This window comes from Teichococcus deserti, from assembly GCF_001982615.1.
GTDB lineage: Bacteria > Pseudomonadota > Alphaproteobacteria > Acetobacterales > Acetobacteraceae > Pseudoroseomonas > Pseudoroseomonas deserti.
The window spans coordinates 1-8,413 of sequence record NZ_MLCO01000358.1 but is presented as its reverse complement, the minus strand read 5'-3'; the positions used below and the strand labels follow the sequence as shown (position 1 = coordinate 8,413).

8 protein-coding genes are annotated in these 8,413 nt (G+C 71.3%); 6 read left to right on the top strand and 2 right to left on the bottom strand.

Annotation, left to right across the window (positions count from 1 at the left end):
- The 3 genes from BKE38_RS27040 to BKE38_RS27030 form a co-directional block, all read left to right on the top strand.
- A partial coding sequence (locus tag BKE38_RS27040) for a tRNA (adenosine(37)-N6)-threonylcarbamoyltransferase complex transferase subunit TsaD (protein ID WP_367596402.1) occupies positions 1-568 on the top strand: 568 nt, incomplete at its 5' end.
- Positions 565-1,392 (top strand): 23S rRNA (adenine(2030)-N(6))-methyltransferase RlmJ, encoded by an 828-nt coding sequence (locus tag BKE38_RS27035; RefSeq protein ID WP_076960295.1) that lies wholly within the window; start codon positions 565-567, stop codon positions 1,390-1,392. The genes BKE38_RS27040 and BKE38_RS27035, both read left to right, overlap by 4 nt.
- Before the next feature lie 7 nt (positions 1,393-1,399).
- A complete protein-coding gene (locus BKE38_RS27030; RefSeq protein ID WP_076960294.1) occupies positions 1,400-2,380 on the top strand; it encodes an NAD(P)H-dependent glycerol-3-phosphate dehydrogenase in 981 nt (326 codons plus the stop codon).
- Between the two features lie 138 nt (positions 2,381-2,518).
- On the opposite strand, the gene ccmB is transcribed toward BKE38_RS27030, so the two are convergent.
- The gene (gene ccmB, locus BKE38_RS27025) at positions 2,519-3,169 is read right to left on the bottom strand and encodes a heme exporter protein CcmB (protein WP_076960293.1); all 651 of its coding nucleotides are present in this window, start codon (positions 3,167-3,169) and stop codon (positions 2,519-2,521) included.
- A complete protein-coding gene (ccmA, locus tag BKE38_RS27020) occupies positions 3,166-3,768 on the bottom strand; it encodes a heme ABC exporter ATP-binding protein CcmA (protein ID WP_076960292.1) in 603 nt (200 codons plus the stop codon). Before ccmA ends, ccmB begins: the two co-directional genes overlap by 4 nt.
- Positions 3,769-3,859: 91 nt before the next feature.
- On the opposite strand from ccmA, the gene acnA reads away from it, so the two are divergent.
- From acnA to BKE38_RS27005, 3 genes are all read left to right on the top strand, one after another.
- Positions 3,860-6,556: an aconitate hydratase AcnA gene (acnA, locus tag BKE38_RS27015; protein WP_076960291.1), complete on the top strand. Its 2,697-nt coding sequence runs from the start codon at positions 3,860-3,862 to the stop codon at positions 6,554-6,556.
- 430 nt (positions 6,557-6,986) lie between these two features.
- Positions 6,987-7,931 carry a diacylglycerol/lipid kinase family protein gene (locus BKE38_RS27010; RefSeq protein ID WP_076960290.1) on the top strand — a complete coding sequence of 315 codons (945 nt, stop codon included), beginning with the start codon at positions 6,987-6,989 and terminating at the stop codon, positions 7,929-7,931.
- A partial coding sequence (locus BKE38_RS27005; RefSeq protein WP_131829745.1) for a metallophosphoesterase family protein occupies positions 7,928-8,413 on the top strand: 486 nt, incomplete at its 3' end. The genes BKE38_RS27010 and BKE38_RS27005, both read left to right, overlap by 4 nt.

The following is an 8,413-nucleotide window of genomic DNA, read 5'->3' as shown; positions in this document are numbered from 1 at the left end:
CCTGGGCTCGACGCTGGACGACGCGGTCGGCGAGGCCTTCGACAAATCCGCCAAGCTGATGGGCCTGCCCTGGCCCGGCGGCCCGGCGCTGGAGAAGCTGGCCCAGGCCGGCGATCCCAGGCGCTTCCCCCTGCCCCGCCCGATGCTCGGCCGCCCCGGCTGCGACTTCTCGTTCAGTGGGCTGAAGACGGCCGTCGCCCACTCGATCCCGAAGCTGCAGACCGAGCAGGACCGCGCCGACCTGGCCGCCGCTTTCCAACATGTGGTGGCCGCCGTGCTGGCCGACCGCGCCCGCAACGCGCTGTCCATGCTGCCCGGCGCCACCGCCATGGTGGTGGCCGGTGGCGTCGCCGCCAACCAGGGCGTCCGCGCCGCCCTGTCCGGGGTCGCGGAGAAGGCCGGCCTGCCGCTGATCGCGCCGCCGATCCGGCTCTGCACCGACAATGCCGTCATGATCGCCTGGGCCGGCATCGAGCGGCTGCGCGCCGGCCTGACCGAGCCGCTGGACCATGCCCCCCGGCCGCGCTGGCCCCTTGCCGAGCTGTCTGGTCCGGACATCGCCGCATGAACTACCGCCACGCCTTCCATGCCGGCAATTTCGCCGACTGCATGAAGCACGCGCTGGTCGTCGCGCTGATCCGCCGGCTGGCGGCGAAGGACAGCCCTTTCCGCGTGCTCGACAGCCATGCCGGCATCGGCGCCTATGACCTGACCGGCAGCGAGGCCGAGCGCACCGGCGAATGGAAGCGCGGCGTCGGCCGGCTGCTGGACATTTCCGAAGGTCCCCTGGCCGATTGGATCGCCCTGCTGAAGCGCGCCGGCTTCCCGCCGCGCTACCCCGGCAGCCCCAGCCTGGTGCGCATGCTGCTGCGCCCGCGCGACCGCCTCGTCCTCTGCGAGCTGCATGAGGAAGACCATGCGACCTTGCGCACCCTGTTCCGCGGCGACCCGCAGACCGCGGTGCACAAGCGCGACGCCTGGGAAGCGCTGACCGCCCTCACCCCGTTTGCGGAAAAGCGCGGCCTGGTCCTGGTCGACCCGCCCTTCGAGGTCGAGGGCGAGTTCGACCGCATGGCCGAGGCCCTGGCCGCCGTCGCCCACCGCTTCCGCGCCGGCGTCCAGGCGCATTGGTATCCGATCAAGCACCGCACGCCCGTCCGCGCCTTCCACACCGCGCTGGCCGAGAGCGGCGTGCGCGACATCCTGGCGCTCGAGCTCTGGCTGCGCGAGCCGACCGACCCGCAGCGGCTGAACGGCTGCGGCCTGGTGGTGGTCAACCCGCCCTGGAAGTTCGAGGAAGAGGCCGAGGCCATCCTGCGCGCCCTGCTGGACAAGCTCGGCGACGGCGAGCCCGGCCAGGGCTATGCCGTCACCCGCATCGCCGAGGAATAGCAGCCCCATGGACCGTATCGCGGTGATCGGCGCCGGCGCCTGGGGCACGGCGCTGGCCATCCAGGCCGCCCGCGCCGGCGGCCCCGTCAGCCTCTGGGCCCGCGACCCCGCCCGCGCCGCCGAGATGGCCCGCAGCCGGGACAATGCCGCCCACCTGCCCGGCGTGCCCCTGCCCGACGGCCTGGCCATCACCGCCGACCCGGCCGAGGCACTGGCCGGCGCCACGCTCGCCTTGCTGGTGGTCCCCGCCCAGCACCTGGCCGCCACCTTGGCGCCCTTCCCGCCGCTGCCGCCCAGCCTGGTCGCCGCCAAGGGCGTCACGACCGAGGGGCTGCTCTTCCCGCTGGAAAGCCTGGCGCGCATCCGCCCCGAGGTGACGGCCGGCATCCTCTCCGGCCCCAACTTCGCCGCCGAGGTCGCCGCCGGCCTGCCCGCCGCCGCCGTGGTGGCCAGCCGCGACGAGGCCCTGCGCGAGGCCGCCATCGCGCGCCTCGCCACCCCGGGCTTCCGCCTCTATGGCCAGGACGACCCGGTGGGCGCCCAGGTCGGCGGCGCCGCCAAGAACGTCATCGCCATCGCCGCCGGCGCGGTGATGGGCGCGGGCCTGGGCGAGAATGCCCGCGCTGGCCTGGTCACCCGCGGATTGTCGGAAATCGCCCGCCTGGCCGAGGCGCTGGGCGGCCGCGCCGACACGGTGGCCGGCCTGTCCGGCCTGGGCGACCTGCTGCTGACCTGCACCGGCCCCGGCAGCCGGAACTTTTCCCTGGGCTTCGCTTTGGGACAGGGGCAGACCCTGGCCGATATCCTGGCCGCACGGAACAGCGTGACGGAGGGCGTCGCCACCGCCCCCGCTTTGCTGGCCCGCGCCCAGGCGGCCGGCGTCGACATGCCGATCACCGCGGCGGTCTGCGAGCTGCTGGCGGGGCGGCACGACGTGCCGAGCGCGGTGCGGGAGCTGCTGGGGCGGCCGCGCAGAAGCGCAGAGTAAGAGAAGAATCTGGGGGCATTGAATGCCCCCAGACCCCCACATTCATGTTGCGTCCCGCCTGTGGCCTCCTGGCGCCAACTGAAAGCGGGGTCCGGGGTGATACGATCACCCCGGAATCTTCTCTGTTCTGTCTTCTCTTCAGTCGCTGCGAAGAGCTGCCCCTGCCGCCAACGGCGCCAAGGGCGCCGCCGCCGCGGCGAAGGCTGCCAGCAGCAGCAGAAAGGGCTTCCAGTTCACCCCGCTGGCGGCCGCCTCGATCGCCGCCGCGCCGAAGATCATCGCCGGGATGGCGAGGGGCAGCACCAGCAAGGGCAGCAGAACCCCTCCCCGCCGGGCGCCCAACGTCAGGGCGGCGCCGGCGGTGCCCAAAAGCGACAGGATGAAGGTCGCCAGCGCCAGGGCCAGCATCGCCACCCCCCAGGCCGGCTCCGGCAGGTTCAGCATGGCGGCCGCCACCGGCGTCGCCAGAAGAAGGGGCGCGCCGGTGGTCAGCCAATGCGCCACCGCCTTCACCGCGGCGATCTGGGTGCCGGAAAGGCCCGACAGCAGCAGCTGGTCGAGCGAGCCGTCCTCGGCCTCGGCGCCGAAGAGACGGTCGAGGGGAAGGAGCGCGGCCAGCAGGGCGGCGGCCAGCAGCGCGCCGGGGGCGAGTCGCGCCAGGGTCTCGGGCGACGGGCCGACGCCGAAGGGGAAGAGGGCCGTGACAAGAAGGAAGAACAGGCATGCGGCCAGGGTATCGGCCGGGTGGCGGGCGGCCAGCAGCAGCTCGCGCCGCAGCAGGGCGATCATGCCGGACGCCCCAGCCGCAGCTCGCGCGCGCCCGGCAACGGCAGCGGCACATGGGTCGCCGCCAGCACCATGCCGCCGCGGGCGCGATGCGCTGCCAGCAACTCGCCGAAGCGGGCGATGGAGGCGACGTCCAGCCCGACCGAAGGCTCGTCCAGCAGCCAGAGCGGCGCCGGGGCGAGCGCCAGCCGGGCCAGCGCCAGGCGGCGCTTCTGGCCGGCGGAGAGGAGGCGCGCCGGCAGCCCGGCGAGCGGCAGAAGGTCGACGGCATCAAGGGCTTGGGCGATGTCGCCGCCCCATTGCCGGGCCCAGAAGCGCAGGTTTTCCTCGACGCTCAGGCTGGGCTTCAGCGCGTCGGCATGGGCCAGGTAGCGCAGCCGGCCGGCATGCACCGCAGGATCGGTCAAGATCGGCTGGCCGTCCCATGTCAGGGAGCCTTCGGCCAGGGGGATCAGCCCGGCGAGCAGGCGGAGCAGCGTCGACTTGCCGGCGCCATTGGCACCAATCAGGAGAATTGCCTCGCCCGGCGAGACGGTGAAACTCAGCTCGACGAAGACGATTTGCTCTCCTCGCAGGACGGCTATGTCTTTGGCTTCCAGCACGGGCACCCTGTCCTCTCCCCTCCGATAGACCGGGGGGCCGCCCTATGTATAAACGGCAGAGTTCGCAGCAAAAAGTGAGGGACCCCGGACCATGCGTATGATCGGGCAGGACAGCCTCAAGGCGCGCCAGGCGCTGACAGTGGACGGAAAGACTTATCACTATTTCAGCCTCCCCGAGGCGGCGAAGAGCATCGGCGATCTCAGCCGGCTGCCCTACAGCCTCAAGGTGCTGCTGGAGAACGTGCTCCGCTTCGAGGACGGCCGCGCCTATTCGGTGAAGGACGCCGAGGCGATCGCCGAATGGGTCAAGGAAGGCCGCAGCAGCAAGGAGGTGCCGTTCCGCCCGGCGCGCATCCTGATGCAGGACTTCACCGGCGTCCCCGGCGTGGTCGACCTGGCGGCGATGCGGGACGGCATCGTCAAGCTGGGCGGCGACCCGCGCAAGGTGAACCCGCTGGTGCCCGTGGACCTGGTCATCGACCACTCGGTCATGGTCGATGTCTCGGCCACGCCCTCCGCCCTGCAGAAGAACGTCGAGATCGAGTTCGAGCGCAACGGCGAGCGCTATGAATTCCTGCGCTGGGGCCAGGAGGCCTTCAACAACTTCCGCGTCGTGCCGCCCGGCACCGGCATCTGCCACCAGGTGAACCTGGAATACCTGGCGCAGGTGGCCTGGACCGCCACCGATGCCGGCGAGACCTTCGTCTACCCCGACAGTTGCTACGGCACCGACAGCCACACCACCATGGTGAACGGCCTCGGCGTGCTGGGCTGGGGCGTCGGCGGCATCGAGGCGGAGGCGGCGATGCTCGGCCAGCCGATCGCCATGCTGATCCCCGACGTCATCGGCTTCAAGCTGCACGGCAAGCTGCGCGAGGGCGTCACCGCCACCGACCTGGTGCTGACGGTCACCCAGATGCTGCGCAAGAAGGGCGTCGTCGGCAAGTTCGTCGAGTTCTTCGGGCCTGGCCTCGCCGAGATGGCGCTGGCCGACCGCGCCACCATCGGCAACATGGCGCCCGAATACGGCGCCACCTGCGGCTTCTTCCCGGTCGACGAGGTGACACTCGACTACCTGCGCCTGTCGGGGCGCGACGAGCACCGCATCAACCTGGCGCGCGACTATCTCAAGGCCCAGGGCATGTTCCGCGAGGCCGACAGCCCCGACCCGGTCTTCACCGACACCCTCGAGCTCGACATGTCGACGGTCGAGCCCTCGATGGCCGGGCCGAAGCGGCCGCAGGACCGCGTCGCACTGTCCAATGCCGCCACCTCCTTCGCCAAGGACCTGGCGGCCGGCACCATGGGCGTGCCGGGCGACCAGGCCGACCTGCGCGTGCCGGTGGCCGGCGCCAATTACGACCTGGGCCATGGCGACGTGGTGATCGCGGCGATCACCTCCTGCACCAACACCTCCAACCCCTATGTGCTGGTGGCCGCCGGACTGGTGGCGAAGAAGGCCAACGAGAAGGGGCTGACCACCAAGCCCTGGGTGAAGACCTCGCTGGCCCCGGGCTCGCAGGTGGTCACCGAGTACCTGGCCAAGTCCGGCCTGACGCCGCATCTGGACGCGCTGGGCTTCCAGACGGTCGGCTATGGCTGCACCACCTGCATCGGCAATTCCGGCCCGCTGCCGGACGCCATTGTCGACGCCATCGAGAACAACAAGCTGGTCGGCGCCTCGGTGCTGTCGGGCAACCGCAACTTCGAGGGCCGCGTCCACGCCAATGTCCGCGCCAACTACCTGGCCTCGCCGCCGCTGGTGGTGGCCTATGCCCTGGCCGGCACCATCACCAAGGACCTGACGAAGGAGCCGATCGGCAACGGGAAGGATGGCCAGCCGGTCTACCTGAAGGACATCTGGCCGAGCACCAAGGAGGTGCAGGACACCGTCCACGCCGTGGTCACCCGCGAGATGTTCCAGGAGCGCTATTCCGACGTCTTCAAGGGCCCGGCGCAGTGGCAGGCGATCCGCGTCGATGCGAGCTCGGAGACCTACAAATGGAACTCCGGCTCCACCTATGTGCAGAACCCGCCCTATTTCGAGGGCATGGAGCCGACCCCGGCGCCGATCGCCTCTTTCTCCGGCGCGCGGATCCTGGCCAAGCTCGGTGACTCGATCACCACCGACCACATCTCGCCCGCCGGCAACATTCGCGCGAAGTCGCCCGCCGGCGAATTCCTGATGGAGCACCAGGTGCGCCCGGCCGACTTCAACGGCTATGGCTCGCGCCGCGGCAACCACGAGGTCATGATGCGGGGCACCTTCGCCAATATCCGCATCAAGAACGAGATGGTGCCCGGCATCGAGGGCGGCGTCTCCAAGCACTATCCCTCGGGCGAGGTGGCGCCGATCTACGACGTCGCCATGAAGTACAAGGCGGAAGGCGTGCCGCTGGTGATCTTCGGCGGCAAGGAATACGGCACCGGCTCGTCGCGCGACTGGGCGGCCAAGGGCACCTTCCTGCTGGGCGTCAAGGCGGTGATCTGCGAGAGCTTCGAGCGCATCCACCGTTCCAACCTGGTCGGCATGGGCGTGCTGCCGCTGGTCTTCAAGGAAGGCGAGAACCGCGAGACGCTGGGCCTGACCGGCGAGGAGACCATCGCCATCGAAGGCCTGGAGAACCTGGCGCCGCGCATGCTGCTGGACATGGTGATCACCCGCCCCGACGGGACCGAGACCCGCACCCAGGTGCTGTGCCGCGTCGATACCGCCGACGAGGTCGAATACTACAAGAACGGCGGCATCCTGCACTACGTGCTGCGCAACATGGCCAAGGCGGCCTGACCCGCCCCGGCGGAGGGAGGCCGGACTGAACGATGAAGGGGACGCCCGGCCATGCCGCGGCGTCCCTTTTTGTTGGGGGACCGTCAGGGAATCCCGGCGCAGGATGGCGCGGGGAGGGTCAGTTCTCCGGGCGCTGCAGGCGCAGCCTGCCGAAGAGCGGCGCGGCCCAGGGCAGCGACAGCAGGCCACGCACGGTGTTGCGGGCGGTGAGGGGGCGGCCGAAGGTCCAGCTCATGAAGGATGCTCTCTTGGATCAGGGGGGCCCCTCCTTCTTGGCGGGCAGGTGCATCCTGGCCCGCGTCGATTAACGACCCCTGAAAACGGCACGAGAAATTTTGATCGCTGTGCCGCAGCGCCTCGGCGCGCAACTTGCGCCCCCGGCGGGCATTGCCCCACCGACTGTCAGGCCCGAGCCCGAACCCTCCCCGCCATGCGCGCCACCCTGCTGCTCAACCCCCGCGCCGGCACGCTGCTGGACCAGCCCGAGCTGCCGGCCCGGCTGGAAGCCGCGCTGCGCGATGCCGGCTTCTTCCTCGACGTCATCGGCGCGGAAGCCGGCGACACCCTGCCCCAGCGCCTGGACGCGGCGCTGGCGACGAAGAATCCCGTGCTGATCGTCGGCGGCGGCGACGGCACGCTGCGCAGCGCCGCGGCCCGGCTGGTGGGCCGCGACATCGCCCTCGGCCTGCTGCCGCTCGGCACCATGAACCTGCTGGCCCGCGACCTCGGCCTGCCGCTCGACCCGGTGGAGGCCGCCCATGCGCTGGGCCAGGCCGGGATCCGCGCCATCGACCTGGCCGAGGTGAATGGCGAGATCTTCCTCTGCCAGTCCGTCGTCGGCCTGCCCAACCGGCTCGGCCTGCACCGGGAGCGGATCCGCGGCGACGGGCGCCTGGCGGCGCGCTGGCGGATGGCGGTGGCCGCGCTGCGCGCCTTCTGGCGCCACCCGCCGCTGCGCCTGGCCTGGCAGCTGGAGGACGGCCCGCCGCGCCGCGCCTGGACCCGGGCGCTGTCGGTGGTCAGCAACGAATATGCCGACGCCCCCGGCCGCATGTTCCACCGCCCGCGCCTGGATGGCGGCCGGCTCAGCCTGCATGTCGCGCAGGATTTCGGCGTCTGGTGGGTGCTGCGCCTGCTGCTGGCCATGGCCGCCGGGCGCTGGCGCCACCGCCGCGGCCTGATCACCGAGACCGCCCCGGCCCTTTCCATCCTCAGCCGCCGCCGCCATCTGCGCGTGATGAACGACGGCGAGGCCCTGCTGCTCGAGACCCCGCTGCGCTACCGCATCCACCCCGGCGCGCTGCGCGTGCTGGCCCCGGCCGAGGTCGCCGCCCCGGCCCGCGCCGCGCCCGCCCTGGAGGAGCCGCTGGCATGACCCTGCCCCGCCGCATCGACCATATTTCCGACCTGCATTTCGGCCGGGTGGACCAGACGGTCTGCGACGCCCTGATCGAGACGCTCAACAACGACCCGGCCGACCTGATCGTCATCAGCGGCGACCTGACCATGCGCGCCCGCTCGCGCGAGTACAAAGCCGCCTGCCGCTTCATGGGCCAGCTGAAGCCGCCGCAGATCGTCGTCCCCGGCAACCACGACATCACCAACTACTGGCCGTGGGAGCGCTTCCTCGACCCCTTCGGCCGCTGGCACCGCTTCGTCGGCGGCGAGACCGAGCCGGTCTGGCGCGACGACCAGCTGGCCGTCATCGGCCTGAACACCGTGGTCCGCGGCGGCCTGCACCTGTCCTGGGAAGAGGGCCGGGCGAAGCGCAGCCGGATGAAGCGCCTCCTCCGCCGCCTGGACGAGCTGCCCCCCGGCCTGTTCCGCATCGTCGTCGCCCACCACCCCTTCCTGGCC

Coding starts and splice junctions, on each gene's coding strand:
- BKE38_RS27035 (WP_076960295.1), top strand. CDS start 565: ATGAACTACCGCCACGCCTTCCATGCCGGCAATTTCGCCGACTGCATG.
- BKE38_RS27030 (WP_076960294.1), top strand. CDS start 1,400: ATGGACCGTATCGCGGTGATCGGCGCCGGCGCCTGGGGCACGGCGCTG.
- ccmB (WP_076960293.1), bottom strand. CDS start 3,169: ATGATCGCCCTGCTGCGGCGCGAGCTGCTGCTGGCCGCCCGCCACCCG.
- acnA (WP_076960291.1), top strand. CDS start 3,860: ATGCGTATGATCGGGCAGGACAGCCTCAAGGCGCGCCAGGCGCTGACA.
- BKE38_RS27010 (WP_076960290.1), top strand. CDS start 6,987: ATGCGCGCCACCCTGCTGCTCAACCCCCGCGCCGGCACGCTGCTGGAC.